Consider the following 26,911-nt stretch of genomic DNA (forward strand, 5'->3'; position numbering starts at 1 on the left):
ACCCCAAACCGCCCCCAAAGGCCCCGACTTCACCCCCGGCCAGATGCTCCGCACCCGGCAATACTGGCTGTGCACCGCGGCGGTCTGCTTTTCCACCCCGGCGGTGCTGCTGTTCAGCCCCATCATCCTGCGGCTGGGCGTCCAGCGGGGCCTGGAGGAGGGCCAGGCCGTCTGGGCAGTGGTGCTGGGCAGCGTGGGCAGCACTGCGGGCCGCCTGCTGATGCCCCTGCTCAGCGACCGGATCGGACGCCGCACCACCGACCTGATTCTGTTCGGGGCGTCGGGGGCGCTGTCGGCGGCCTTCGCTTTTGCAGGGGGATGGGCCGTGGTGGGGGTGTATGCGGGGCTGACCTTCTGCTATTCGGCCCTGGCGGCGGTGCTGCCCGCCTTCTCCACCGACCTGTTCGGCCTGCCCCACGCCGGGGTGAACTATGGATTTCTGGCTTTGGGCCAGAGCGCCGGGAGCCTGGCGTTCCCGCTGGCGGCCCGGGCTTTGGGCCTGGAGGCCGGGCGCCACGGCCTGGCTCTGGCCGCCGCAGCCGCCGGCTTCGCCTGCATCTGGTTTGTAAAGCCTGTGGAAGAAAAGACCCCTTGAATCGAAAAAAATTCAAAAAAGCTACAAAATAAAATCAAATCACCTCCACACCTTGACAAGTGCATAACAATTCGATACAATCGGCATAGACTGCCCGGCAGGACGGGCATGACTGTGCGCCGCAAAGGCGTCCGCACAGGGCACATGGTAAGTAAGAAAGGAACAACAGACATGAGAAAACGCATTGCAGCCCTCGCGCTGGCAGCGGTTATGGCTTTTGGCCTGACTGCCTGCGGCGGGAGCGACTCCTCCTCGACGGCCGCTTCGGGTGAAGCCGGCGTGTCGGGCGAGTTCACCGGCACCGCCCAGGGCATGGGCGAGGTCACCGTCACCGTCACCCTGACCGACGGCGCCATCACCGACTGTGTCATCGAAGGCCCCGATGAGACCGAGGGCATCGGCTCGGTGGTCATCGAAAACGCCGTGGACGAGATTGTCTCCAATAACAAGGGCGCCATCGACGTGGTCAGCGGCGCCACCATCACCTCCGACGCTGTCAACGAGGCTCTGGCTGCCGCTCTGGCTGCCGCCGGCCTGGATGCTGCCGACTTCACCGGCGAGGCTTCTTCCGAGGCCGCCGAGGACCAGGTGGTTGAGGCCGACATCGTTGTGGTGGGCGCAGGCGGCGCCGGCATGACCGCCGCCATCGCTGCTGCCAACGAGGGCAAGAGCGTGGTCATCGTGGAGAGCCAGGCCATGGTGGGCGGCAACTCGGTCCGCGCTACCGGCGGTCTGAACGCTGCCAAGACCCCCGCTCAGGACGAGAATGAGTTCAATGAGGCCGCCGGCGTCGAAAAGACCCTGGCCACCGCCGCTGAGAGCTACGCCGACAACGAGACCATTACCGCTCTGGCTGCCACCGTGGCCCAGCAGTGGGCTGAGTACCAGGCCAACCCCGTCGGCTACTTCGACTCGGTGGAGCTGATGGAGCTGGACACCATGATCGGCGGCAAGGGCATCAACGATCCCGCCCTGGTGGAGACCCTGTGCTCCAACTCTGCCGACGCCATCGTCTGGCTGTCCGAGCAGGGCATTGACATGCCCAGCGTTTCCAGCTTCGGCGGCGCATCCGTCAAGCGCATCCATCGCCCCCTGGACGACGAGGGCAAGGTCGTCTCGGTCGGCAGCTACATGATTCCCCGTCTGGAAGCCAAGTGCAAGGACGCCGGCGTTGAGATCATGCTCAACACCACCGCCACCAAGATCCTGACCGACGCCGAGGGCGCTGCCGTGGGCATCGAGGCCACCGGCAAGAACGGCGGTACCGTCACCGTCAACGCCAAGGCCGTCATCCTGGCCACCGGCGGTTTCGGCGCCAACCTGGAGAAGGTTGTGGAGTACAAGCCTGAGCTGGCCGGCTTCATGACCACCAACGCCGCCGGCGCTCAGGGCCAGGGCATCGACATGGCCGTGGCCATCGGCGCTGGCACCGTGGACATGGACCAGATCCAGATCCACCCCACCGTTGAGGCCAACACCGCTGCCCTGATTACCGAGGGCCTGCGCGGCGATGGCGCCATCCTGGTGAACGCCGAGGGCAACCGCTTCACCGACGAAGTGGGCACCCGTGACGTGGTTTCCGCCGCTGAGATCGCTCAGACCGGCAGCTACAGCTGGCTGGTCATCGACCAGGCCATGGTGGACGCCTCCAGCGTCATCCAGGGCTACATCAAGAACGGCTACACCGTGACCGGCGAGACCTACGAGGAGCTGGCCGAGGCCATGGGTGTGGACGCAGCCGCTTTCGCTGCCACCATGGAGAAGTGGAACGCCTGCGTTGAGGCCGGCAAGGACGAGGAGTTCGGCCGCACCAGCTTCGCCAACCCCCTGAACACCGCTCCCTACTACGCCATCAAGGTCACCGCCGGCGTGCACCACACCATGGGCGGCCTGACCATCAACTCCAACACCGAGGTTCTGGCTGGTGACGGCACCGTCATCAAGGGCCTGTACGCAGCCGGCGAAGTCACCGGCGGCGTCCACGGCGCCAACCGTCTGGGCGGCAACGCTGTGGCTGACTTCACCGTCTTTGGCCGCATTGCCGGCGAGCAGGCCAGCGCTTACATTGGATGAGCAAACAGCCTGAATCCAAAGCCAGAAAACCCCGCAGCTGGCAGGTCAACGCGGCATTCGCCGCCGTGGTCCTGCTGATCGCCGGGGGGCTGTGGCTGATCTTTGGCCGGCCCGGCGCTTCGGGCCAGAATCTGGTGGCGGTGGCCGATTTCGGCATGGGGGCCGTGGAAACCATCCCCCTGGACGCCGATTACGACTATTACTATGAGGTGGGCGGCTACATCGTCCATCTCCAGGTAAAGGACGGCGCCATCGCATTTCTGGACAGCCAGTGCCCGGACCACGTCTGCGAGGACTTCGGGTGGCTGAGCCAGGAGGGACAGTGGGCCTGCTGCGTCCCCGCAGGGGTTTACGTCTCCATCGAAGAGGCCGCCTGACCCGGCCCAAATCAACCGACAAAACAGGGGCTGCCGCCCGCAAGCGGCGGCCTCTGTTTTTTGTTTTGGGGCGGGCGGGTGAAACCGGGTCCTTAAAAGGGATGAAAGTTAACAGGATGGCCCTGGGAGGCCGCCCTGACCTGCACAGAATATGGTATAACTGTGAAATCAGGATGAAAAAATGGAGAGATACAAGGCTGTCTTTTTAAAAATTTTATGAAAGAAAAGTTGTTTTGCTTGTCTCCCCCCGCCGGTGTGTTATAATAAGAGAACAATCCATGGGGTTTTGGGGCGGATTGTGTCCGGACGGCTGGTCCGGGCATCACCGCCCCGGCCTCTGAGAGACAGCAGATCAGGAGGAATAATACATGACCTGGAAGAAAAAGAAGGGTGAGCCTGCCGGCCAGGAAGTGCCGGCCCAAGGCGGCGCAGCCGCCGGGTTCAGCCTGGGCAAGTATAAAAATTATCTCAAGTGGATCATCCCGCTTGTTGTCGTGGTGGTGGTTGTGGCCATCGCCGCCTTTGCGAACAACCTGAACAAGAGCAAAAAGGTGGATGTGGCCCCTGAGTACACCCAGGCTTCGGTGACCCGGCGCACCATCTCCCAGACCCTGAGCACCACCGGCACCCTGAGTGCTGCCAACAGCTACACCGTGCGCTCTCTGGTGGCGGGCGAGATCCTCACCTCCAACTTTGAAGAGGGGGACGAGGTGCAGGCCGGCCAGCAGCTGTACCAGATCGAGAACAGCGACGCCTCCGCCAACGTGGAGCAGGCTCAGCTGAATCTGGAGCAGGCCCAGCGCAACTACGACACCATCGCGGACTACCGCTATGTCCGCTCTCCGGTGGCCGGCACCGTCTACAGCCTGAAGGTCAAGGTGGGCGAGGAAGTCACCAGCGGCCAGGAAGTGGCCGTGGTCCAGGACGCCAGCCAGATGGTCCTGCAGTTGACCTTCCCCTCGGCGGACGCCGCCAACTTCTCGGTGGGCCAGACCGCCCAGATCACCCTGGACGGCACCTTTGAGGTGCTGAACGGCACCGTCACCGAGGTGTCGGGCAGCGACGTGCTGAGCTCGGGCAACGTGCTGGTGCGCACCGTCACCATCACCACCCCCAACGCCGGCACCCTGAACACCACCCAGTCTGCCACCGCCACCATCAACGGCATCAGCTCCACCAACAGCGCCACCTTCAACTACAAGGAACAGCGCACCCTGACGGCCTCCACCGCCGGCACCGTGGCCTCCATCTATGTGCCCGAGGGCGGCCAGGTGGCCGAGAACGGCATCGTGCTGGAGCTGGCCGGCGACAAGCTGGAGGAGACCATCCAGAGCGCCTACGAGAGCCTGCGCAGCCGGGAGATTTCCATGCGCAACGCCGAGGAAACCCTGGGCAACTACACCATCAACGCCCCCATCAGCGGCACCGTCATCCAGCGCAACTACCAGCAGGGTGAGTCGGTGGAGAGCGGCAAGGACCTGTGCATCATCTACGACCTGAGCTATCTGGAAATGACCATCAACATCGACGAGCTGGACATCAACCAGATCACGGTGGGTCAGAGCGTGTCGGTCACCGCCGACTCGGTGGACGGCGTCTTTGAGGGCGAGGTCACCCGCGTGTCCATGGTGGGCACCACCACCGGCGGCACCACCACCTATCCCGTCACCGTCCAGGTGGACGAGTACGGCGACCTGCGCCCCGGCATGAACGTCAACGCTGAAATCGTGGTGGAGCAGGCCTCCGACGCCATCGCCGTGCCCAACGCCGCCATCGAGCGGGGCGACTATGTCCTGGTGACCACCGCGTCCCCCAGCGCCGCCAACGCCGACCCCGAGATGACCGCCCCCGAGGGCTACGTCTATGTGTCGGTGGAGACCGGCGTCAGCGACGACAACTACACCGAGATCACCGCCGGCCTGCAGGAGGGCGATATCATCGGCTACGTCTCCAGCAAGACTTTCAGCTACGATGACTACAACAGCTACGGCTCTGAGATGAGCGCTGCGGTGCCGGTGGGCGTCATCGCCCTGCCGGGCAATACCCTCCGCGGAGGAAAGTAAATTCATGAGTGCATTGATCGAATTCAATGAGGTGTGCAAGTTCTACCAGATGGGCGACACCGTCGTCAAGGCCCTGGACCACGTCACCATGAAGATCGAAAAGGGTGAGTTTGTGGCCATCGTGGGCCAGTCCGGCTCGGGTAAGTCCACCTGTATGAACATCATCGGCTGCCTGGATGTCCCCACCGCCGGCACCTACAAGCTCAACGGCCGGGACGTGGGCAGGATGAAGCGGGGAGAGCTGGCCGCCATCCGGAACGAAATGCTGGGCTTTGTGTTCCAGCAGTACAACCTTCTGCCCAAACTGAACCTGATGGGCAATGTGGAAGTGCCCATGATCTATGCCCGGGTGCCCCGGGCCCAGCGTCATGCCCGCGCCAAGGCGGTGCTGGAACAGGTGGGTCTGGGGGACAAGCTGCGCAGCAAGCCCAACCAGCTGTCGGGCGGCCAGCAGCAGCGCGTGTCCATCGCCCGGGCCCTGGTGCGCAACCCGCCCCTGATCCTGGCCGACGAGCCCACCGGCGCTCTGGACAGCCATACCGGCCGGGAAGTGCTGGGAATGCTCCAGGAGCTGAACCGGGAGGGCCATACCGTCATCCTGATTACCCACGACAACTCCATCGCCATGCAGGCCCCCCGGATCATCCGGCTGGAGGACGGCCGCATCGTCTACGACGGCGACGCCCGCTCTCCCGAGGCCTTTGTCAGCCCGGTGATCGAGGCTGCCATTGAGGACTTGCAGAAAAAAGCCGCCCAGGAAGGAGGCGAGGCTGCATGCTCCTGATCGATACCTTTATCCTCGCTCTGAAAAACATTTGGAGCAACAAGATGCGGACCATCCTGACCATGCTGGGCATCATCATCGGCGTCACGGCGGTCATCGTCATCGTGGGCCTGGGCAACGGCATGACCGAGTCGGTCCGCGAGAGCTTCTCCTCCATGGGCATCAACAGCATGTCGGTGTCCATCTGGGGCCGCGGCTCCTCCCGCAACGCCACCGTGGAGTATATGTACCAGGTGGTGGAGGACAACCGCCAGTACCTGAGCGCCATTTCCCCCAACGTCCAGATCGGCAGCCAGGTGGTCAAGGAAGGCCGCGACGTCTACCGCTATACCGGCGTGTACGGCGTCAATGAGGACTACATCTCCATGGCCAACTACACCATCGCAGATGGCCGCGGCCTGCAGTACATGGACATCAAAGAGAACAAGTACGTCTGCGTCATCGGCGATTACCTGGCCCGGGAGGCCTTCAACGGCAACGCCGTGGGCGAGGACATCAAGGTCGGGTCCTACCGGTTCCGGATCGTGGGCGTGCTGAGCCCCAAGTCCAACGACCCCGAACTCCAGGAGGGCGGCGAGGACGACCGCATTTATGTGCCCTACACGGTGGCTCTGCGGATCAACCAGAAGAGCATCGTGGATACCTACACCGTCATTATGGCGGATGAGAACTACGCAAACCAGGCCAAGGCCGCCGTGGAGAGCGCCCTGTACGCAATTTACGAGGATGAAGACGCGTATTATGTATACAGCATGAGCGAGCTGCTGGAGCAGATGAACCAGACCATCAGCATGGTGGTCATGGTCCTGACCCTCATCGCAGGCATCTCTCTGCTGGTGGGCGGCATCGGCATTATGAACATCATGCTGGTGTCGGTCAGCGAGCGCACACGGGAAATCGGCATCCGCAAGGCCATGGGCGCGCGGGAAACCACCATCCTGTTCCAGTTCGTGGTGGAGGCGGGCACCACCTCGGCCCTGGGCGGTTTGATTGGCATTCTGCTGGGCTACAGCCTGTCGGCGGCGGCCACCGCGGCGGTCCCCCTGATTATGCCCGGGGAGGCCGTGACCATCAATCCCGGCACCACCGCGGTGCTGGTCTCCTTCGGCATTTCGGTGGGCATCGGCGTGATCTTCGGATTCCTGCCCGCCCGCCGCGCCGCCCGGCTCAATCCCATTGAGGCGCTGCGCTACGAATAACGCCTGCCCCCAGAACGAACTATGAGGAGAACAAACATGAAAAAAAGACTTTTGTCCCTCCTGCTGGCGGTCTGCATTCTGATCCCGGTGCTGGCGCTGCCGGCCTCGGCGGTCAACAGCAATGTGGCCATCCAGACGGCCCGCACCATGGGCATCCTGACCGCCCAGACCGCCGAGGAGCTGAACGCTCAGGTGACCCGCGGCGAATTCGCCCGGATGCTGACCCTGATCTCGGCCTACCGCGAGACGGTCAACGAGCAGACCCAGGTGGGCAGCCTGTTCACCGACGTGAACAGCTCCACCGAGTACGCACCCTACATCCGCATCGCGGTCCAGCAGGGCTGGATGACCGGTTATACCGACGGCAGCTTCCGCCCCAATGACCCCGTCACCCTGGAGGCCGCCTGCGCCTCCGCCCTCAGCGTCCTGGGCTTCACCGCCGCCGACCTGAGCGGCGCATTCCCGGCCGCCCAGCTGAACAAGGCCTCCGAACTGGGCCTGCGCAGCGGCCTGAGCCGCCGCCAGGGCGAGGCCATGACCCTGACCGACTGCGCGGTGCTGCTGTACAACACCCTGATCGCCACCAACAAGAGCGGCTCGGTCTACGGCAACACCATCGGCCTGACCATCTCGGGCGGTCAGGTGGACACCTCCACCATCCTGGCAGCCAGCCTGAAGGGACCCTTTGTGGCCGCTGCCGGCGAGGTGCTGCCCATCACCCCCACCACCGTCTACCGCAACGGGGAACTGTCCTCGTCGCCCACCCTCAACATCAACGACGTCTACTACTACAGTGAGAGCCTGAACTCCCTGTGGATCTACACCACCAAGGCCGCCGGCCGCATCACGGCCGTGTCTCCCAACGCCGCCGCCCCCACCTCGGTGACGGTGGCCGGCGTGACCTACCAGATCGGCAGCACCGACGTGGCCTACCGCATTTCGTCCCTGTCGGGCGGCGGCGTGGGCCAGGTGGTGACCCTGCTGCTGGGCATGGAAAACGTTGTAGTCGGTATTCTCACCGGCGAGGAGGTGGACCAAAGCTACTACGGTGTAGTGCAGTCCTCCAGCCGGTCCCTGATTACCGACAACGGCGCTGACATCATGCAGACGGTGAAGGTGCTGTGCACCGACGGCGCCGTCCGCAGCGTCCGCGTCAACAAAAACCTGAATTATCCCACCGGCTGGCTGGTGTCCATCACCTCCAGCCCCGAGGGCGAAGTCCTCGACTCCATCGGGGAGAAAAAGGTCACCGGCACCATCAGTGCCGCCAACCGCACCCTGGGGGAGTACAAGCTGGCGGATGACCTGGAAATCCTGGACACCACCCCCGACGGCAGCGGCAAAACCATCCGCCTGGACCGTCTGGACGGGGTGACCCTGTCCAGCGGCGACGTCCGCTATTACGCCCTCAACGACCGGGGCGAGATCAACCGCCTGGTGCTGGACGACGTCACCGGCGACGTGTGGACCTATGGCTGCCTGATGGCCTGGTCCACCAACAAGTACAACTCGGTCACCGACAACCTGACCAGCATCCAGCCCAGCGATGTGCTGATGCAGATGGTGTCGGGCCTGCTGACCGGCTCGCTGCTGAATGACATCTGGAACGAGCTGACCGGCCGCACCGGGCGCTGGACAAGCCTGGCCCTGGGCCTGCTGGCCGACAACACCAGCGGCCTGCTGAGCACCGTGCTGGGCACGGTGGCCGGCGGCGCCAACTATACCTACATGACCGGCACCTCCGCCACCACCTCCACCACCGATGTGCTGTACCCGGTCCTCACCGGCGGCATCGGCGTGCGGTATGAGGCCAACGGCGCCGTCCGGGGCATGGTCCAGCTGCAGCCCATCATGATCCAGGATCTGGGGGCCGCCTCGGTGACCACCACCACCGGCCAGCGCTATGAGACCGCCGACGATATGCAGGTCTACCTGTGGCACATGGGCGTGTATTATCCCACCCTGCTGCCCACCATCAACTCGGAGGACTACTTCCTGGTTGGCTGGGTGGACTCCTGCACCGCCGGACACCAGGTCCGTGTCCTGACGGCCCTGAAGAAAAATTGATCCGTGACGCCGGGCTGGGGCAGTACAGCCGGGGCGCCCTGCTGTTCCGGCAGGCGTGCCAGCTGATCTGTCCCCGGCGATGCCCCTTCTGCGGGCGGGTGCTGGGGTTTGAGCCTTGGTGCGCCGACTGTGAGGCCCGGCTCAAAGGGGACCGCCGCATCCGTCCGGCCCGGCCCCGGCCGCTGGACGGCCTGAAAACCGTTTCGGTGAGCTGGGCCGCCGTGCCCTACTGGTACGAGGGCCTTGTCCGCCGCAGCCTGATCTGTGCCAAGTACGAAAACCAGCCCTGGACGGCGGTGCAGCTGGGCTGCCTGCTGGTCCGGGAACTGTTCGGCGTGGAAATCCAGATCCGGGGCGGGGTGGAAGTGCCCCGGCCCGGGCCCCGCATCCCCACCGAATGCGACCTGGTGGTGCCGGTGCCTACTTCGGGGCGGGGGAGAGCCTACAACGTGCCCTCCCTGCTGGCGCTGCCCGTGGCCCAGGGTTTGGGCATCCCCGCCGACCTGCAGGCCCTGCGCCGCCGGTATGTGGGACAGCCCCAGGTTGCCCTCGACCGGGCGGAACGCCTGGTGAACGTCATCGGCCTGTTTCAGGCCGATGCGGACCGGGTGGCGGGACGGCGGGTCCTCTTGATCGACGATGTGGTCACCACCGGTGCCACCGCCGCGGCCTGTGCGCAGGCTCTGCTGGCGGCCGGCGCCGAGTCGGTGGCCTTTGTCGCGCTGGCGACGCCCCGCAGCGACACCACCATCCCCGTCCTGCCGGGCATCCCCTTTGACCAGGAGGCCGGGCCGGAGGACGAGGAGACCGAGATCCAAGACTTTTGACGAAAGGGGTACAGCAATCCGATGAATCCGAGAAAACAGAGGTTTTACATTGCCGCCGTGGTCCTGATGGGCGTCATCGCCCTGATTTATTCCATGGTGGGCAGCCCGGTGGTGCTGTGGCACAACCACCAGCTGAAAACCACCCTCACCGGCCTCACCGACCCGTCCATCACCCTGGAACAGGCGGTGCCTTTCAGCTGGGATGAGGTGTACAGCTTTGCGCCCTACACCAGCCTGGAGGAAATCGAGGCCGCCATCGGCACCGAGAGCTACAACCTGTCCGAATCCACCAGCGAGGGAATGGTGCAGCTGGTGTTTATGGACGAGGGGGCGGTGGCCGCCGCCGTCTGCGATACCCCCGCAAATCTGGGCTACAACCTGATTTTCTCGGACTGGGAGGGGAACGCCGCCCATCTGACCTACGGGGAGAATGTGTCTTTCGAGGTCCGCGCGGAGGACGGCGTCACCGTGCTGGAACAAATCGCGGAATAAAACCCCAAAAAAACCCTTGACAAAGCCGGCGGGTTCCGGTATAATAATGGAGCTGTGAGCGACAGCACACAGCTTTATCCGGGTGTAGCGCAGTTTTGGTAGCGCGCTTGAATGGGGTTCAAGAGGCCGTGAGTTCGATTCTCGCCACTCGGACCAGACCGCCGGTTCCAAGCCACAAGGCTCAGGAACCGGCGGTTTTTGTTGTGCAAAAAAGCCCGGCGGGGGGATTTCGGGCCTGTTTTTTCGACAGGCTGTTGCCCGCAGCGGGGGAATGTGATAAAATTTGACCGGTACGCCCGGCAAGGGGCCGGGCGATGGAATCAGGAAATGGTGGGAAGAAAGCATGAAAGATTGGATGAATCCGGAGCGGCTGAACCGCCTGAAAGGCTCGGCCATCCTGCTGGCCCTGTCGGCGGCGGTGGGCGCTATCGCCGGCGTGCTGACGGCGGTGTTTGGGCATGGCGTGCTGGCCATGACCGAGGTGCGGGAGGCATACCCGCTGCTGATGGTGCTGCTGCCGGCGGGCGGCGCGCTGATCTGTCTGGTATACCGCCGCTGGGGCGAGGAATGCCGCCGCGGCATGGGACTGGTGTTTGACGCCGTGGAGGGCCGCCGCAAGGACGTGCCCACCCGGCTGATTCCGCTGGCGGTGGGGTCCACCTGGATCGGCCACCTGCTGGGCGCCAGCGTGGGCCGGGAAGGGGTGGCGGTGCAGATTTCCACCGCCGCCGCAAGCCTCCTGACCCCCGGCCTGGACAACCCCCGCAACAAGCGCAGCCTGCTGATGGCGGGCGTGGCGGCAGGCTTTGCGGGCCTGTTCCGCACCCCGCTGGCGGCGGTGTTCTTCGCCCTGGAACTGTTCCACACCGGCGTCATGGAATACGAATCCCTGCTGCCGGCCCTGGTGGCGGCCCTGACGGCTTCGGCGGTCAGCGGGGCGCTGGGGGTCAATCCCCCGGTCAGCGGCCTGAGCGCTGCCGTCCCCGCCTTCACGGTGGAAACCATCATTGGGCTGGTGGTGCTGGGCATTGCGGCGGGCCTGGTGGGCCATCTCTTTGTGGCCCTGCTCCACGGCCTGCATCACCGGCTGGAACAGTGGCTCCCCAACCCCTACCTGCGGATTGTGCTGGTGGGCGCGCTGGTGGCCCTCTTTGGCCTGGTGACCGGCGGCCGCTACAACGGCCTCAGCGAGGAAATCACCGCCATCGCCCTGGCGGGCGGCCAGCTCTATGCCTGGGACTGGCTGGCCAAGCTCTGCCTGACGGCGGTCTGTCTGGCCGCCGGGTTCCAGGGCGGCGAGGTGGCCCCTCTGTTCACGGTGGGCGCGGCCCTGGGCGCCGTCCTGGCCGGGCCTCTGGGCCTGCCGGTGGAACTGGCCGCGGCCATGGCCTATGCGGCGGTGTTCTCGGCCGGCACCAATACCTTTGCCGCCGCCATCCTGGTGGGCCTGGAATTGTTCGGCGGGCAGTATTTTGCCTGCCTGTTCCTGGTCTGCACCGTGGCCTACGCCTGCAACGGCAGCCATTCCATCTATCCCCAGTGCCCCTTAAATTACGGGGAAGAGAAGCGCTGAGGGCATTTGCAGAAAAATACATCTTCCGTCCGCCTGTTTCTGCCCGATCCGGCAGGAATGGGCGGATTTTTTGCGCCGGCCCCGCCGGAGGACGCGTTAAAATTCAGCCTTGTCTCCAAGTCGGGATTATGTTACACTTTCTTTAACAAAAAGCACAGGAAGGTGAACTGGTTTGAAGATCAAAACGCACATCGCAAAGCGGCTGGCGGCCCTGGCGCTGGCCGGGTTCATGATCGCATCGGCGCCCCAGGCGCTGGCGGCGGACACCATCGGCGGGGCCGACACCGCCCAGATCCCCGTCTCCCAGGAGCTGGAGCAGGAAAACTGCATCAGCTGGCTGCTGGACCTGTTTGGCCTGGGCAGCAAGGACAAGATCACGGTGGACTACCTGAACGTCAAGGGCCAGGGCCTGCGGCGAAACGTCCGGCTGAACCTGGTGGACTGCCTGGTGGGCATCACCTACACCGAGCTGGGCTCCATTGGCAGCTATGCCGAAATCTCGGACAAGGCCGCCGCCGAGGCCTGGAAGGCCCAGGCCATCGCCATTCACTCCTATCTGGAGTACCAGAACCAGTACGGTTCCTCGGCCAACGCCCTGACCTACACCCCGGTGGACCAGATTCCGGCCTCCACCCGGCGCAAGATGGAGAACGCCATCGAGGACGTGGCCAACCTGATCCTGGTCTATGACAACGGCCGGGGCTATTCGGTCTGCGATGCGGTGTTCTCCTGCAGCGCGGGCTACAACACCCAGACCGGTGTCTACGGCACCTGTTCGGCCCTGGACGCCTGGGGCAACGACGTGCCCTATCTCCAGAGCGTGGAGAGTCCCTATGAGGAAAAATACCACAATATTCTACGGAGAGTAGTGGGTAAGGATTACCGGATGGTGGAGTACAACGACAGCCGGCACCCGGACGAGCCCTATGTCAGCGCCGACACCAGTCACAAGAGCCTGGGCGGCTTTGTCCAGTACAACACCCTGGTGGTGAACGGGCGGAGTTACCGGTACCTGAACCAGTTTGTCAGTTCCCGGTACTGTTTTGATTTCACCGCCGACGAAAACGGCGTGCCGGTGATGGCCTATTATGGCTACGGCCACGGCGTGGGCATGAGCCAGTGCGGCGCGGTGGGCTTTGCCCAGGAGCGGGGCTACGATTACCGCGAAATCCTCTCCACCTATTACACCGGCGCGGTCCTGATGGACAGCTCCGACGGCAGCATCTCTTCCGGCGGCTGGAACCTCTTCGACTGGCTCTTCTGGTGGCTCTGACCGACTTTTCTGGAAGAAAAGTCGGCAAGTTCCTTTTTCGAGAAAAAGGAACCAAAAAGCTTTCACCTGGTACCGCTGACTGCTGTAATCTTCACCAGGCCCTGCCGGCGGCAAGGTTTCAGCCTCTTTAGAAGGCTCCCGGCCTGCGGCCCGGTGAGTCCAAGATTTTGTGTAGACTGATTTTCTCGATCGGTACGCCCTGAAAAACAACAACAAATCCCCCGCTTCTCCAAAAGAGGCGGGGGTTTTCTGTTGTTATGGGTTTACCAACGGGCCCCGCGCCCGCCAAAGCGGGCGCACTCAGCAATCGGAGCGGTGGGCAAAAGCCGTTAAGAAAAACACCCGTGCCGCCGTTTGAGGCCCTGAAAGTTTCCACGGGCCAGGCATGACAGTGTTTTTTAGGCTTTTGAACGACGCGACTTCCCTGTTTGGGTCCAGGGCAGCTTCAGCCCGGCTGTTTCGTCCTCTTGCGGTTCCCTGAATTTCCTGCGCATCAAGGATGATGCTTGAAAATTCAGACCGCTGCGCCAAGCACACCTCGCTGCTTCGTCCGCAGGACGCGCTTCGGTGTGTTTGCCACAGGACGCGGTCGCTGTGTTTGTCCCCGTCCGGATAGCCAATACTGCTTGTAAAGCGTCGGGCTTTGTAGCCAAAACGTCAATTTTCGCCAGAGAATGGGTGGAAATGCTTCTCAAACGGGGGAAAATCTGGTATACTGAGATGATTGACAACGACAGGATGGGAGCGAGAAAATGCAGAGCGCAGAAGATTTGAAGAAAAAGGAGCAGGCCCGGCAGCAAAAAGAGCTGGCCCGCCTGCTGGAGCCGGAGTTTGGGCCCCGGCGGGTGCTGGTCCTGGGGGACCAGGGCCTGACCGCCGCCCTCCGCGGCCGGAATATCGAAGCTTTCGGCCTGGGCGCCGGCAAGGCAGGGGAGGACTGGCTGGACGCTGGCTACACCCTGCCCGCCGGCTGGCCGTCGGAGTATGACCTGGTGGTGATTCAGGGCGGGGATGTTCCTGCGCCCGAGTCCCTGCCGGGCAGCCGCCTGCTGTTTCTGGCCCCGGAGCCCGAGGAGGCTTCCGCCCTGCCCGTCTGGGCCGAGGCCATGGCTGCCGCCGGCCTCCGGCGGGACTTTGGTTGGAAGAGCTGGGGCGCGCTGGCCGGCGCGGCCCTGTTCTGTCCTGCCGCCGGCGAGGCCCGGGACCTGACCGCCGCCTATGAGGAAAAACTGGACAGCCTGCGCATCAAGCTGGACCGGGCCGAGCAGAGCTGCCGCGATTACCAGAAGCTCACCGACCACCAGCGCAGCGAGCTGTCCGCCGCCCACGAGCACGAAAACCAGCTGGAAACCGCCCTGAACAACGTCACCGGTTCCACCTGCTGGAAAATCACCTGGCCGGTCCGCTACCTGCTCAGCAAGCTGCGGCAGCTGTGGCATACCTTCCCGCTGTTTGTCCTGCTGGCCCAGCTGCGCCGGGAGGGCTTTGCCGGTCTGGCCAAACGCCGCCAGGACGCCAAGTATTATCAGGCCCATTTCCCCGGCCGCACCTTCCAGGCCAGCCGCCTGGCTCCGGTGGACCTGCTGGTCCGCCAGGCCCAGAACCAGCCCAACGGGCCCAAAATCAGCATCGTGGTGCCTCTGTACAACACCCCGCTGAACTTCCTGACCGAGCTGCTGGACTCGGTGGTCAACCAGACCTACCAAAACTGGGAGCTGTGCCTGGTGGACGCCGGCCAGGACGAAAAGGTGGGCCAGGCCGTCCAGGCCCGTATGGCCCAGGACAGCCGCATCCGGTACCAGAAGCTGGAACGCAACGAGGGCATTGCCGGCAACACCAACGCCGGTTTCGCCCTGGCCACAGGGGAATACATCGCCCTGCTGGACCATGACGACATCCTGCATCCCTCGGCCCTGTGGTATGTGGCCCAGGCCATTGTGGAGCAGGGGGCCGACTTCGTCTACACCGACGAGGTCACCTTTGAGGGCCAGGTGGAGCACACCACCCTCTACCACCTCAAGCCCGACTTCATGCTGGACAACCTGCGGGCCAACAACTATATCTGCCACCTGAGCGTCTTTAAGGCCAGCCTGCTGGAAGCCGCCGGCGGCGGCGAGCGGGGCGAGTACAACGGCAGCCAGGACTACGACCTGTACCTCCGCCTCACCGAAAAAGCCCAGAAGGTGGTCCATATTCCCCACGTGCTCTACTACTGGCGGGCCAGCCCCACCAGCGTGGCCGGCGGCATCGAGGCCAAGCTCTACTGCCTGGAAGCCGCCGTCAAGGCCCTGTATGCCCACTATGAGCGGGTGGGTGTGGCGGTGGACGAGGTGTCCATGATTCCCGACACCCCCGGCTTCTACAAGACCGACTACACCATCCAGCATCCCGGCAAGGTCAGCATCCTGATCCCCAGCTGCGACCATTCCAAAGACCTGCGCACCTGCGTCGAGTCCATCTACGCCAAGACCACCTATCCCGACTTTGAGATCCTGGTCATCGAGAACAACAGCAAAGAGGACGAGACCTTCCGCACCTATGAAAAGCTGGAAAAACAGCATCCTGACACCTTCCGGGTGGTCCGCTGGGAGGGCACCGGCTTCAACTACAGCGCCCTGAACAACTTCGGCGCCAAGTTTGCCGCCGGTGAATACCTGCTGCTGCTCAACAACGACACCGAAGTCATCACCCCCCGCTGGCTGGAGGAAATGGTCATGTTCGCCCAGCAGGAGCGGGTGGGCTGCGTGGGCGCCAAGCTGCTCTACCCCGACGACACCATCCAGCACGCCGGTCTGGGCTTTGGCCATCTGACCCTGGCCGCCCATATGCACAAGAACTTCCAGGTGTCCAACCCCGGCTATATGGGCCGGCTGATCTACGCCCACGACGTCTACGGCGTCACCGGCGCCTGCCTCATGATCCGCCGCGACCTGTACGAGAAGGTGGGCGGCCTGGACGAGAGCTTTGCGGTGGCCTTCAACGACGTGGACTTCTGCGTCCGGGTCCGGAACGCCGGCTATCAGAACGTGTTCACCCCCTTCGCCATGCTCTACCACTACGAGAGCAAGAGCCGCGGCCTGGACGAGGCCCCCGAAAAGCGGGCCCGCTTCGTGTCGGAGGTGACCCGGTTCCAGACCCGCTGGAAAAAGGAGCTGGCCGCCGGCGACCCCTGCCTGAACCCCAACTTTGACCTGGACCGGGATGACTTCCGCATCAAGCTGCGGCCCCTGGACTGAGGAGAGGGAGGACCGTGGAATTGAATCTGTCAGCCTGTATTGTCACCTACAACGACTGTGACGAGGCCCTGCAGGCCGCCGCCTCGGTGCTGGAACACACCCGCCGCCACCCTTTGACCCTCTATCTGGTGGACAACGCCAGCCCCGACGGCACCGGCGATGAGCTCCACCAGGCCCTGAAGGACGGCCGCCTCCGCCCGGCGGAGAACCAGACCGTCCGGGTGGTGTGCCGGGCCCGCAACGGGGGATTCGGCGCGGGACACAATACCGTCCTGCCCGAGCTGGCCAGCGACTACCATTTTATCCTCAACCCCGATATTCAGCTCACCGCCGACACCCTGTCCGACCTGGCCGAGTGGATGGAAGCCCATCCCCAGGCCGTCATGGCCCGGCCCAGCCTCTGCTTCCCCGACGGGCGCACCCAGGTGCTGCCCCTGCGCCGGTGCAGCCTGGGGGCCATGATTTACCGCCAGCTGAGCGTCCTCACCTTCCTGAAAAAGTACAACGACGCCTATGTGATGGCCGGGGAGGACCTGTCCGCCCCGCGGCAGATCGAATTCTGTACCGGCAGCTTCTCGGCGGTGAAAACCTCCGCCTTCCGGGCGGCGGCCGGCTTCGACGAGGGCTATTTCATGTACGTGGAGGACGCCGACCTCACCCAGAAGATGCTCCGCCAGGGACAGGTGTGGCTGGTGCCCCAGTTCTCCGCCATCCATCTGTGGCACCGGGCCGCCCACCGCAGCCTGGGCCCCATGATCTGGCAGGCCCGCAGCCTCTGCCGCTACTTCCGCAAGTGGGGTTTTGCCTGGTGAGGGCACGGTTTCGTGTTGCTTTTTTGCCCCTGGCAGTGTAAAATAGAAAGAGACCCGCTTTCCTGTACGAGAGGGGCGGGCCTTTTTTGATTTTGTTTACAGCGGACGCAGCCTCCGCTTTATGATCGGGCAGGCGGCGGCCTTGGGCCGCCCCACCCGGGAGCTGCACAACTTTTGACGTTCAAAAAGGAGTGCACAAGATGAAAGGCATTATTCTCGCCGGCGGCGCCGGCACCCGGCTTTACCCGCTGACCATGGTCACCAGCAAACAGCTGCTGCCGGTCTACGACAAGCCCATGATTTATTACCCCCTGTCCACCCTGATGCTGGCCGGCATTCAGGATATCCTGATTATCTCGACCCCCGAGGATACCCCCCGGTTCGAGGCCCTGCTGGGGGACGGCAGCCAGTATGGCATCCATCTGCAGTATAAGGTCCAGCCCTCGCCCGACGGCCTGGCCCAGGCGTTCATCCTGGGCGAGGAGTTCATCGCCGGCGACTGCTGCGCCATGATTCTGGGCGATAACATCTTCTATGGCAACGGCTTCTCCCGCATTTTGAAGAATGCGGTCCACAACGCCGAGGAAAACGGCCGCTGCACCGTCTTTGGCTACTATGTCCAGGACCCCGAGCGGTTCGGCATCGTGGAGTTTGACGAAAACGGCAAGGTCCTGAGCGTGGAGGAGAAGCCCGCCCACCCCAAGAGCAACTACGCCATCACCGGCCTGTATTTCTACAACAGCAAGGTGGCCGAAATGGCCAAGCAGGTCAAGCCCTCCGCCCGCGGCGAGCTGGAAATCACCACCCTGAACGATATGTACCTCAAGCAGGACCAGCTGGACGTCCAGCTGCTGGGCCGCGGCTTTGCCTGGCTGGATACCGGCACCATGGACAGCCTGGTGGATGCGGCCGACTTCGTCCGCATGATCGAAAAGCGCCAGGGCATCAAGATCAGCGCCCCGGAGGAAATCGCCTTCAAGTACGGCTGGATCAGCCGCGAAAAGCTGCTGGAGTCGGCCGAGCGCTACGGCAAATCTCCCTACGGCCAGCACCTGAAGAACGTGGCCGACGGCAAGCTGAGATACTGAGAGGGGAGGCAGTCTATGAAAATCATTGTCACCGGCTGCAAGGGCCAGCTGGGCACCGAAATCATCAAGCAGCTGCGGGAGGGCAAGAGCGAAATCGGCCCCATCCCCGAGAAGCTGCTGAACGCCACCGTCATCGCGGTGGACCTGCCCGAGCTGGATATTTCCAATTATAAGGCAGTGGATGACTATATCCGCCGGTTCAAGCCGGATGTCATCATCAACTGCGCCGCCTACACCAACGTGGACGGCTGCGAGGTGAACCACGACGCCGCCTACAAGGCCAACGCCCTGGGCCCCCGCAATCTGGCCCAGGCCGCCGAAAAGATGGGCGCCCGTCTGGTCCATGTGTCCACCGACTATGTGTTCTCGGGCCGGGAAAACGGCGGCATCCCCCAGGACGAGGCCTGCCTGCCCGACCCCATCAGCGCCTACGGCTCCACCAAGCTGATGGGCGAGAAGTATGTGGCACGGTTCTGCCACCGCCACTTCATCGTCCGCACCGCCTGGCTGTACAGCTATTACGGCAAGAACTTCGTCAAGACCATCGTCAACGCCGGCAAAAAGTTCGGCAAGCTGGAAGTGGTCAACGACCAGCTGGGCAACCCCACCAATGCGGTGGATCTGGCCCACGAAATCCTCCAGCTGTGCGTCACCCATGAGTACGGCCTGTACCACTGCACCGGCGAGGGTATCTGCTCCTGGTACGACTTCGCCAGCGAGATCATTCGCCTGGCCGGGGTGGACGCCACCGTGGCCCCCTGCACCAGCGCCGAATACAAGGCCAAGCACCCCGACAGCGCCGACCGCCCCCACTGGAGCGCCCTGGACAACCGGGCTCTGCGCTGCTCGGTGGGCAACGAGGTGCGCCCCTGGCAGGAGGCTCTGGCCTGCTTCTTTGAACACTGGGACGGCGACAACGGCATGAAATAATCCCGGCGGGGCAGGGAAGACCTGTCCCCTGGCCCTACGTCTGCAATCCACATTCCCCCGGGCAGTCCCGCGCCGTCTTGGGGGAATTTCTTTGGCGGGCCGCTCGCTGCGGCCCCGCCGCCATGCAACAGAGAAAGGAACGCTATGAAAACCTATCTGATTACCGGCTGCGCCGGCTTCATCGGCTCCAACTTCGTATACTATATGCTGAAAAAGCATGACGATATCCTTCTGGTAAACCTGGACAAGCTGACCTATGCCGGCAACCTGGAGAACCTGAAGGGCGTCGAGGGGGACCCCCGCCACGTCTTTGTCCAGGGCGACATCTGCGACAAGGAACTGGTGCAGAGCCTGTTTGCGAAGTATGATTTCGATTACGTCATCAACTTCGCCGCCGAGAGCCACGTGGACCGCAGCATCGCCAACCCGGAGATCTTCGTCCAGACCAACGTCATGGGCACCGTGAACCTGCTGCAGCGGGCCAAGGAGGCCTGGTATGACCCCGAGGCCAAGACCTGGAAAGAGGGCAAGAAGTACCTGCAGGTGTCCACCGACGAGGTGTACGGCGCACTGGGCGCCGAGGGCTTCTTCATGGAGACCACCCCGCTGTGTCCCCACAGCCCCTATTCGTCCTCCAAGGCCAGCGCTGACATGTTCGTCATGGCCTTCCACGACACCTACGGCATGCCCATCAACATCACCCGCTGCTCCAACAACTACGGCCCCTACCAGTTCCCCGAGAAGCTGATCCCCCTGATGATCAACAACGTCAAGCATCACAAGCAGCTGCCGGTGTACGGCGACGGCATGCAGATCCGCGACTGGCTGTATGTGGAGGACCACTGCAAGGCCATCGACATGGTGGCCGAGGGCGGCCGGATCGGCGAGGTGTACAATGTGGGCGGCCACAACGAGCGGCCCAACATCTTCATCGTCAAGACCATCATCAGCCAGCTGCACGACCGGCTCGCGGATGACGGCATCAGCGAGGACCTGATCAAGCACGTGGCCGACCGTCTGGGCCACGACCGCCGCTACGGCATCGACCCCACCAAGATCAAGAACGATCTGGGCTGGTATCCCGAGACCCCCTTCGAGAAGGGCATCGTCCTGACCATCGACTGGTATCTGTCCCACGAGGAGTGGATGAACAACGTCACCTCGGGCAACTACCAGAAGTACTACGAGGAAATGTACAAGAACAAATAAGTTACTTTTTCGGAGAAAAAGTAACCAAAAAGCTTTTCAATGGGTACCATCCACTCTGGCCGCTCTTTAGAAGGCCCAGCCGGCGGCACACTTCGCCGCGCTCACTCGACGTCCGGGCTGTGCCCGGGTACGATGCGAAGTTTCGGATAGCCTGATTTTGCCGTTTGGTACGCTCTGAAAACCTATAAAACAAGAACAACCCTCGCCCTACTTATCTGGGCGGGGGTTTTCTGGTTTAGAGCTCTAAGGGGGCAGCAGAGCCGACCGCGTCCTGTGGACGAAACAGGGAGGCGTGGTTGGCTGCGCAGCCGAGGCGGAGCAGGGAGGGGGTTTCGACTCCCCCTCCCTAGGTCCGGGTTGCCGTTACCCAAATTTTCAGCGCGGGGCGCTGCCCGCTTGAAAATTTGGACGGCTGCCCCTGCTCCGCCTCGGCTGTATCTGCCGCAGGCAGCGCCTCGGCTTCGCAGCCTCTGGACTCCCTACCCACCCTAACGACCAGGGCAGCTTTGGCCCGGCGCGTCCAGTGGACGAAACAGCCGGGCCGAAGCTGGCGCAGCGCTCCGGTTTTTGCAAGCGCCGTCCCCGGCGCGCCGCAAAAATCGGCTAAGCGCAAGAGGACTGACTCCTGGACCCAAAAGAGGAAGTCGCGGCGTTCAAAAGCCTAAAAAACACTGTCATGCCTGGCCCGTAAAAACTTACAGGGCCTCAAACGGTGGCACGGGTGTTTTTCTTAACGGCTTTTGCCCGCCGCTCCGATTGGTACCATATGCCCGCCTCAGCGGGCTGGCGGTTCGGTGTGTCTTTTGGTGCTGTAGGGCGTACACTTTGAAATTGCAAGGTGATACCCTTTTATGATCTAAACCCACCCAACCGCCCAATAGAGGAACCCCCAGCCCTGCGGGCTCGCCCCCATGGGGCTCTAAACCAAAAACAATCCCCGCCCAAATCAACAGGGCAGGGGTTGCGGTTTTTATGGGTTTTCAGGGCGTACCAAGTGAGAAAAGCAGGTCAAAACGGACTTTGCATCGCACCGCGCCACAGGCGCAAACGTAACGAGCGAGCTGGGGCGTAAAGGCCCCGCGGAAGTTCCGGAGACCCGGAAACTTCATGGTACACATTGAAAGTCTTTTGGTTACTTTTCTTCCAGAAAAGTAACTTAGCCTAGGCTGATGCCCATGCGGCGGGCGACGGTGAGCAGGTCGCAGCTCTCGGGGATGTTGCGGCTCTTGCCAGCCACGTCCTCCAGCCGGTTCTCAATGACCCGGCCGTTCACCATGGCCACCGTCACGCCGTAGCGCTCCGCCTCCACCAGCTTGGCCGCATGGCTGCCGAACTGGGTGGACAGGACGCGGTCATAGGCGCAGGGCGTGCCGCCCCGCTGCATGTGGCCCGGAATGCACACACGGGTCTCCATGCCGGTCTTTTTCTGGACCGCCGCCGCAATGCGGTTGGTGGCGGTGGCCCCAAAGCCGGCCTCTGCACGCTTGGCCGTCCACTCTTTCCGCTTCATCCGGGCTTCCTCGGCGTTCAGGGCACCCTCCGCCACCGCAATGATGGAGAAGTTGGACCCGTTCTTGGCCCGACGCTCCACGGCGGCACAGACACGGTCGATGTCGTAGGGCAGCTCGGGCAGCAGGATGATGTCTGCGCCGCCGGCAATGCCTGCGTACAACGTCAGCCAGCCGGCTTTGTTGCCCATGATCTCAATGCACATCACCCGGCTGTGGCTGCCGGCGGTGGTGTGAATCCGGTCGATGACGTCGGTGGCAATGTCCACCGCCGTGTGGAAACCAAAAGTCACATCGGTGCCGTAAATGTCGTTGTCAATGGTCTTGGGCAGGCCGATGATGTTCAACCCTTCCTGGGACAGCAGGTTGGCGGTCTTGTGGGTGCCGTTGCCGCCCAGACACAGCAGACAATCCAGCTTCAGGTCCTTGTAGGTCTTTTTCATGGCGGCGACCTTGTCGATCTTGTCCTCCTCGATGACCTGCATCATCTTGAAGGGGGTCCGCTTGGTGCCCAGAATCGTGCCGCCCAGGGTCAGCAGCCCGCGGAAATCATCCGGCTCCATCTTCTTGTAGTCGCCGTTGATCAGGCCGTGATAGCCGTTCAGAATGCCGATGATCTCCACGTTGTCGCCCATCCGCACATACAGCGCTTTCGCTACGCCCCGGATGGTCGCGTTCAGGCCGGGGCAGTCGCCGCCGGCGGTCAGAATGCCAACACGTTTTTTCATGGTTATCCCTCGTTTCTGTGTTTGATGGAGGCGCAGCGCCCCCCTGCCGGCAGCCGCTGCACCCGTACCTTCTTTATTAAGATGTATTAAGATTAGTCCGAAATGCCTCATCTGTCAAGGTTTTTCGGCCCGCTTTTTGTAAAAAATGCCTGTCTGCGTCCCGCCCGCCCGGGCCGGAAAATCCTGCGCCCAAAAACTTGAAAAAACAGTTGACAACGCCGCCCATATGGAGTATAATATCCCTTGTCAGCGGACGGCCGAGCCGCTGCGACAACTGAATAACATGATGGGGATTTGCATAGTGGTAGTGCGGTAGACTCTGACTCTACTTGTGGGAGTTCGATTCTCTCATCCCCAACCAAACCGCAGCCCAACCCGCTGCGGTATTTTCGGGGCATAGCGCAGCTGGTAGCGCGCCTGGTTCGGGACTAGGAGGCCGTGGGTTCAAATCCCGCTGCTCCGACCAAAAGACGAATGTCGAAAGACATTCGTCTTTTTTGTTGTCCGGGCTGGAAATATCCCGCAAAATCCATAGCTTTTCGGGGCGGTTTTTGGGGAAATGGACGAAAATGTCCCGGGGACGGGCCGATGGCTTTACAAGCGGGGCGTGGTGTGCTAAAATTCAAGACGTTATCACTGCACCACTTTAGCGTGGTAAAAAGAATGGAGCGGGGAGGCCGTACCGGAGGGGGCGGCCTCAGTAGTAAGGAGGATCTACCATGAGAAAGTTTAAGAAAGCAGTTTCGCTGTTCCTGACGGCGGCCATGGCCCTGTCTTTTGCGGCCTGCGGCGGCACCACCACCGCGGCCTCCAGCGCAGCCGGTTCGGCCGCCGGTTCCGATGCCGCAGCCAGCGCCTCCAGCGCGGCGGATTCGGCCGCCCCGGCCGAAAGCGACCTGGCCTATGTCCAGGACAAGGGCACCCTGGTGGTGGGCATGACCGACTTTGCCCCCATGGACTACCGGGACGACAGCGGCGAGTGGATCGGCTTTGACGCCGACATGGCCAAGGCCTTTGGCGAATACCTGGGCGTTGAGGTGGAGTTCCTGGAGATCAACTGGGACAACAAGCTGATGGAGCTGGACACCAAGGGCGTGGACGCCGTCTGGAACGGCATGACCATCACCGATGAGGTGACCAATGGCGCCTCGGTGTCCGAACCCTACTGCAACAACGGCCAGGTGGTGGTTCTGCCGGCCGACAAGGCCGCCGACTATCAGACGGTGGAGAGCCTGTCGGGGCTGAACTTCGCGGTGGAGAACGGCTCGGCCGGCGCCGCACAGCTGGATGAGCTGGGCCTGAACTATGTGGCCAAGACCACCCAGGCCGACGCCCTGATGGAAGTGGCTTCGGGCGCATCCGACGCCTGCGTCATCGACCTGCTGATGGCGGGCGCCATGATCGGCGAGGGCACCAGCTATCCCGACCTGACCTACACCGTCCAGCTGAACAGCGAGGAGTACGGCGTGGCCTTCCGCAAGGGTTCCGACCTGACCGACGCCTTCAACACCTTCTGGAAGGAAGCCTATGACGACGGCACCGTCATGGAGACCGCCACCACCTACGGCGTCCAGGAGTCGGTGATCGAAAAATAATCCCCCCGGGCGCTGAGCGCCTGCCTGTTATTCTGGAACATTTGCCCCAGAGGGCTGCGGCACCCTGGGGCAAATGTTCCTGTCATGTACATGATCCGCCTGTAAAGAGAGGGAATCCGTTATGCTGCTGTCCGTCACCCTGACGCTGCTGGAGGGACTGGGCGCCACCCTGAAACTGTTCGCCCTGACCCTGCTGTTTGCGCTGCCGCTGGGCCTGGTGATCGCCCTGGGCGCCATGAGCCGCCTGACCCCGCTGCGCTGGTTTGTCAGCATGGTGGTCTGGGTGGTGCGGGGCACCCCCCTGATGATCCAGATTTTGATTATCTTCTATGGCCCCGGCCTGTTGTTTGACCTGCCGCTGCTGCCCCGGTTCGGGGCGGCGCTGCTGTCCTTTGTCATCAACTACGCCTGCTATTTCTCCGAAATTTACCGCGGCGGCATCCAGTCCATCCCCCGGGGCCAGTACGAGGCCGGCGAGGTGCTGGGCATGACCCGCAGCCAGATTTTCTTCAAGGTCACCCTGCTGCAGGTCATCAAGCGGATTGTGCCCCCTATGGGCAACGAGTTTATCACCCTGGTGAAGGACACCGCCCTGGTGCGGGTTATCTCGGTGTATGAGATCATCTGGATGGGCGAATCCTACATCAAAAAGGGCATGATCTGGCCCCTGTTCTATACGGCTGTGTTCTACCTGGTGGTCAACGGCATTCTGACGCTGCTGTTCCGCTGGGCCGAGAAGAAGCTGGATTATTTCCGCTGAGGAGGTGCGCGGTATGCCGGTTCTGGAAGTCAAGAACATCGAAAAACACTTCGGCGCCACCCGCGTGCTGGAGGACATCAGCTTTAACCTGGAGAAGGGCCAGGCCCTGGCCATCATCGGGTCTTCGGGCAGCGGCAAGACCACCCTGCTGCGGTGCCTGAACTTTCTGGAGACCCCCGACCGGGGTCAGATCCTGGTGAACGGGGAGACTCTGTTCGACGCCGCCGACCCCGCCACCCAGCGGGAGGCGGAAGTCCGCCGCAAGCGGCTCCACTTCGGGCTGGTGTTCCAGTCCTTCAACCTGTTCCCCCAGTATACGGCCCTGCAGAACGTGACCCTGGCCAAGGAACTGCTGGCCAAGGAACAGCCCGACTACAAGGCCCGCAAAAAGGAAATTCACGCCGCCATCGAGGCCGAGGGCCGGGAACTGCTGGCCCGGATGGGCCTGGCCGACCGGGCCAACCACTACCCCCACCAGCTTTCGGGCGGCCAGCAGCAGCGGGTGGCCATCGCCCGGGCGCTGGCCCTCCATCCCGATATCCTCTGTTTTGACGAGCCCACCAGCGCCCTGGACCCCGAGCTCACCGGCGAGGTGCTGAAGGTCATCCGCTCCCTGGCCGAGCAGAAGACCACCATGATCATCGTCACCCACGAAATGGCCTTTGCCCGGGACGTGGCCGACCAGATCATTTTCATGGACGGCGGCGTCATTGTGGAGCAGGGCCCCGCCCACGACGTCATTGAGCGCCCCAAACAGGAGCGTACCCGCCAGTTTCTGGCCCGCTACGCCCAGGAGCGATAAAAAAGCAAAATCCAATACACGCAGCAAAGCGCCTCCCATCGGGTTTCCCCGCGGGGGGCGCTTTGGCGTGTCCGGGCGGGCCGGACAGGAGGGGAAACCTGCCCCCCAAACCCAAACCGGCCGCTTGGGGGCTGTGCACAGAGGACGGGCCGGTCTTTTGCGGGGTTTGGCGGGAGGAGGCTTGGAGGGTCAGCGGCGGCCTGCCGCGTACATGGGCAGGAACAGCCCGCCCAGCAGCAAAAACAGGCTGACGTATTCCAGCCATCCCATCCACCCGGCGGGGGCCCACAGGGCCGCGGCCAGATGGAGCAGAGGCAGGAGGGACACCGCCAGGCAGGCCCAGACCCGGGCGGCCAACACCACCCGGGGCCAGTTTTGGTTGTTGAGGGCCAGGCCGGGAAGGTGCATCCGGAGGATGCCGTCGCAGAAAAAGCCGATGGGGTGCTGGTCGTAGAGATCCGGGAGCTGCAGGGGCACCAGCAGCCAGAAATACCCCCCGAACCCTGCGGCCAGCAGCACCGAGAGCAGCAGGTTCTCGCTCCACCCGCCCCACCGGTGACAGCCGTACATCCCGGCGGCCCCCGCCGCCAGCGCCAGCAGGAACCAGAGGGCCTGACGGCGGTTTTGGGCCTGAAAAGCCCGCGGGGCTTTGGAGCCGGGATAGGTGATGGCGGTTTGGACGGCCTGCTCCACCGCCGCCGCGGTCATGGGCTGGGCCTGAGGGCACCGGCGGCACAGCAGCAGTTCGGTCACCGTCACCCCCAGGGCCTCGGCCAGGGGAATCAGCAGGGCCGGGTCGGGGATGCTCAGACCCCGCTCCCACTTGCTGACGGCCTTGTCGGACACAAAGAGCGTCTCGGCCAGCTGGCGCTGGGTGAGGCCCTTTTCCCGGCGGAGGGCGGCGAGAAACCCGCCGAAGG

The 26,911-nt window shown here is 63.1% G+C and carries 21 protein-coding genes and 3 tRNA genes; 22 read left to right on the forward strand and 2 right to left on the reverse strand.

Translation table 11 applies throughout. The features are described from left to right. The 17 genes from B5F27_RS12525 to rfbB form a co-directional block, all read left to right on the forward strand. The coding region (locus tag B5F27_RS12525) for an MFS transporter (RefSeq protein WP_144066528.1) at positions 1 to 595 on the forward strand (595 nt) is incomplete at its 5' end. A gap of 171 nt (positions 596 to 766) precedes the next feature. Further along, complete coding sequence (locus tag B5F27_RS12530; RefSeq protein ID WP_087368246.1) at positions 767 to 2,668, forward strand: flavocytochrome c; 1,902 nt, start codon at positions 767 to 769, stop codon at positions 2,666 to 2,668. Beyond that, positions 2,665 to 3,045 (forward strand): NusG domain II-containing protein, encoded by a 381-nt coding sequence (locus tag B5F27_RS12535; RefSeq protein ID WP_087368249.1) that lies wholly within the window; start codon positions 2,665 to 2,667, stop codon positions 3,043 to 3,045. Before B5F27_RS12530 ends, B5F27_RS12535 begins: the two co-directional genes overlap by 4 nt. Positions 3,046 to 3,413: 368 nt before the next feature. After that, positions 3,414 to 5,108, forward strand: coding sequence for an HlyD family efflux transporter periplasmic adaptor subunit (locus B5F27_RS12540; RefSeq protein ID WP_087368251.1), 1,695 nt, complete (start codon positions 3,414 to 3,416; stop codon positions 5,106 to 5,108). Between the two features lie 4 nt (positions 5,109 to 5,112). Continuing rightward, positions 5,113 to 5,892, forward strand: coding sequence for an ABC transporter ATP-binding protein (locus B5F27_RS12545; RefSeq protein WP_087248892.1), 780 nt, complete (start codon positions 5,113 to 5,115; stop codon positions 5,890 to 5,892). After that, positions 5,883 to 7,091, forward strand: a complete 1,209-nt coding sequence (locus B5F27_RS12550) for an ABC transporter permease (RefSeq protein ID WP_087248894.1) — start codon at positions 5,883 to 5,885, stop codon at positions 7,089 to 7,091. Before B5F27_RS12545 ends, B5F27_RS12550 begins: the two co-directional genes overlap by 10 nt. 36 nt (positions 7,092 to 7,127) lie before the next feature. Then, positions 7,128 to 9,158, forward strand: a complete 2,031-nt coding sequence (locus B5F27_RS12555; protein WP_087368253.1) for an S-layer homology domain-containing protein — start codon at positions 7,128 to 7,130, stop codon at positions 9,156 to 9,158. Then, positions 9,155 to 9,985, forward strand: a complete 831-nt coding sequence (locus B5F27_RS12560; protein ID WP_162610660.1) for a phosphoribosyltransferase family protein — start codon at positions 9,155 to 9,157, stop codon at positions 9,983 to 9,985. Before B5F27_RS12555 ends, B5F27_RS12560 begins: the two co-directional genes overlap by 4 nt. A 21-nt stretch (positions 9,986 to 10,006) precedes the next feature. Beyond that, the gene (locus B5F27_RS12565; protein WP_087368254.1) at positions 10,007 to 10,477 is read left to right on the forward strand and encodes a hypothetical protein; all 471 of its coding nucleotides are present in this window, start codon (positions 10,007 to 10,009) and stop codon (positions 10,475 to 10,477) included. Positions 10,478 to 10,555: 78 nt separating this feature from the next. Beyond that, a tRNA-Pro gene (locus B5F27_RS12570) sits at positions 10,556 to 10,633 on the forward strand. A 187-nt stretch (positions 10,634 to 10,820) separates the two neighbouring features. Beyond that, on the forward strand, positions 10,821 to 12,050 hold the full coding sequence (locus tag B5F27_RS12575) for a chloride channel protein (protein ID WP_087368257.1): 1,230 nt from the start codon (positions 10,821 to 10,823) through the stop codon (positions 12,048 to 12,050). Positions 12,051 to 12,222: 172 nt separating this feature from the next. Beyond that, positions 12,223 to 13,323, forward strand: coding sequence for a sporulation protein SpoIID (locus B5F27_RS12580; RefSeq protein WP_242962188.1), 1,101 nt, complete (start codon positions 12,223 to 12,225; stop codon positions 13,321 to 13,323). A 752-nt stretch (positions 13,324 to 14,075) separates the two neighbouring features. Next, on the forward strand, positions 14,076 to 16,559 hold the full coding sequence (locus tag B5F27_RS12585) for a glycosyltransferase family 2 protein (protein ID WP_087368260.1): 2,484 nt from the start codon (positions 14,076 to 14,078) through the stop codon (positions 16,557 to 16,559). 14 nt (positions 16,560 to 16,573) lie between these two features. After that, complete coding sequence (locus B5F27_RS12590; RefSeq protein WP_242962189.1) at positions 16,574 to 17,371, forward strand: glycosyltransferase; 798 nt, start codon at positions 16,574 to 16,576, stop codon at positions 17,369 to 17,371. A gap of 200 nt (positions 17,372 to 17,571) precedes the next feature. Continuing rightward, complete coding sequence (gene rfbA, locus B5F27_RS12595; RefSeq protein ID WP_087368262.1) at positions 17,572 to 18,459, forward strand: glucose-1-phosphate thymidylyltransferase RfbA; 888 nt, start codon at positions 17,572 to 17,574, stop codon at positions 18,457 to 18,459. A gap of 15 nt (positions 18,460 to 18,474) precedes the next feature. Continuing rightward, the gene (gene rfbD, locus B5F27_RS12600) at positions 18,475 to 19,389 is read left to right on the forward strand and encodes a dTDP-4-dehydrorhamnose reductase (RefSeq protein WP_087248908.1); all 915 of its coding nucleotides are present in this window, start codon (positions 18,475 to 18,477) and stop codon (positions 19,387 to 19,389) included. Between the two features lie 144 nt (positions 19,390 to 19,533). Next, positions 19,534 to 20,598, forward strand: coding sequence for a dTDP-glucose 4,6-dehydratase (gene rfbB, locus B5F27_RS12605; RefSeq protein ID WP_087368265.1), 1,065 nt, complete (start codon positions 19,534 to 19,536; stop codon positions 20,596 to 20,598). 1,156 nt (positions 20,599 to 21,754) lie between these two features. Here the strand turns inward: rfbB and B5F27_RS12615 are convergent. Further along, positions 21,755 to 22,834, reverse strand: a complete 1,080-nt coding sequence (locus B5F27_RS12615; RefSeq protein ID WP_087249040.1) for an ATP-dependent 6-phosphofructokinase — start codon at positions 22,832 to 22,834, stop codon at positions 21,755 to 21,757. 287 nt (positions 22,835 to 23,121) lie between these two features. On the opposite strand from B5F27_RS12615, the gene B5F27_RS12620 reads away from it, so the two are divergent. From B5F27_RS12620 to B5F27_RS12640, 5 genes are all read left to right on the forward strand, one after another. Next, positions 23,122 to 23,195: transfer RNA gene (locus B5F27_RS12620), tRNA-Gln, on the forward strand. Between the two features lie 29 nt (positions 23,196 to 23,224). Then, a tRNA-Pro gene (locus B5F27_RS12625) sits at positions 23,225 to 23,300 on the forward strand. Between the two features lie 253 nt (positions 23,301 to 23,553). Then, positions 23,554 to 24,429 (forward strand): transporter substrate-binding domain-containing protein, encoded by an 876-nt coding sequence (locus B5F27_RS12630; RefSeq protein ID WP_087368271.1) that lies wholly within the window; start codon positions 23,554 to 23,556, stop codon positions 24,427 to 24,429. A gap of 121 nt (positions 24,430 to 24,550) precedes the next feature. Beyond that, the gene (locus B5F27_RS12635) at positions 24,551 to 25,189 is read left to right on the forward strand and encodes an amino acid ABC transporter permease (protein WP_087249044.1); all 639 of its coding nucleotides are present in this window, start codon (positions 24,551 to 24,553) and stop codon (positions 25,187 to 25,189) included. Positions 25,190 to 25,202: 13 nt separating this feature from the next. Next, on the forward strand, positions 25,203 to 25,991 hold the full coding sequence (locus tag B5F27_RS12640; protein ID WP_087249046.1) for an amino acid ABC transporter ATP-binding protein: 789 nt from the start codon (positions 25,203 to 25,205) through the stop codon (positions 25,989 to 25,991). A 189-nt stretch (positions 25,992 to 26,180) separates the two neighbouring features. Here the strand turns inward: B5F27_RS12640 and B5F27_RS12645 are convergent. After that, positions 26,181 to 26,911, reverse strand: a 731-nt coding sequence (locus tag B5F27_RS12645) for a helix-turn-helix transcriptional regulator (protein WP_087368273.1), incomplete at its 5' end; no start/stop codon positions are given.

This window comes from Faecalibacterium sp. An192 (assembly GCF_002160175.1).
GTDB lineage: Bacteria > Bacillota > Clostridia > Oscillospirales > Ruminococcaceae > Faecalibacterium.